General features: G+C 60.6%; 2 protein-coding genes and 1 pseudogene. 2 read left to right on the top strand and 1 reads right to left on the bottom strand.

Translation table 11 applies throughout. The features are described 5' to 3' along the window. Positions 1-246: pseudogene (locus EOA29_RS41920) on the top strand (thermonuclease family protein); the annotation flags it as partial. Further along, positions 243-407 (top strand): hypothetical protein, encoded by a 165-nt coding sequence (locus EOA29_RS41915; RefSeq protein ID WP_189479161.1) that lies wholly within the window; start codon positions 243-245, stop codon positions 405-407. The pseudogene EOA29_RS41920 and the gene EOA29_RS41915, both read left to right, overlap by 4 nt. Here the strand turns inward: EOA29_RS41915 and EOA29_RS38685 are convergent. Then, the coding region (locus tag EOA29_RS38685) for a hypothetical protein (RefSeq protein ID WP_210213235.1) at positions 404-752 on the bottom strand (349 nt) is incomplete at its 5' end. The genes EOA29_RS41915 and EOA29_RS38685 overlap by 4 nt on opposite strands.

The following is a 752-nucleotide window of genomic DNA, read 5'->3' as shown; positions in this document are numbered from 1 at the left end:
GCGCTCGACAAAGCGACCTTTGTGGTGTGTGGCGCGAAACTCGACGGCAATACGATCGACCTTGGGACCGCCCTTATCGCGGCCGGCTACGCGTTCGCCGCCACCGATGCGAAGGGCAACGCCGTCAGCGCCAATTATCTGGTGGCTGAGCTCAACGCGAAGATGAAAGCTGATGGTCTTTGGGCGACGAAGTTTCAGCATCCAATTGGACTTCTGCTGAAACGGCCAAAGGAGCAGGACCGTTGAACCACGAACATGAATCGAGCCGCTACTACTACCCTGTCGAGGGCCGCACGGACGGTGCAATAGCCGGCGCGTTCGCATTCATCGCCATCATCGCGGTGCCGGCGTTGGCCTATGCCGCATGGCACGCGTTCGCGTCTTGGATGTCCGCCCTCTTTTCTTAGATTTGAAAGTCCACGAAAGACCGCAGCAGCTCATGCAAGTCATCCGCATCCACGTCGCACCAACCGTCGCTCATGAGCCGCTCGAAATATGCGGCCTTCATTTTCAGCTCGCAAACATCGGCAACCGGCGCCATCGCTGCCTGGCGGCGGACAAGCGCCTCGTCCGCCATCACGGCGTCAAGCCGTGGTCCGATCAGCGCGGCCTCGGCCTCTTCGGCCTGCATCAACCGCTTTCCGAGACTCTCCACCTTTGCCACGGCATGGCGATGCGCCGCGATCAGATCCACGAGTCCATCCGCCTCTCGTGGCTCGCCATTGCTGCACACAAGTTGGATCGGCATCGAC

The organism is Mesorhizobium sp. M1E.F.Ca.ET.063.01.1.1 (assembly GCF_003998155.1).
GTDB lineage: Bacteria > Pseudomonadota > Alphaproteobacteria > Rhizobiales > Rhizobiaceae > Mesorhizobium.
Note: the sequence above shows the minus strand (reverse complement) of the source record. Positions and strands in the feature narration are given on the sequence as shown.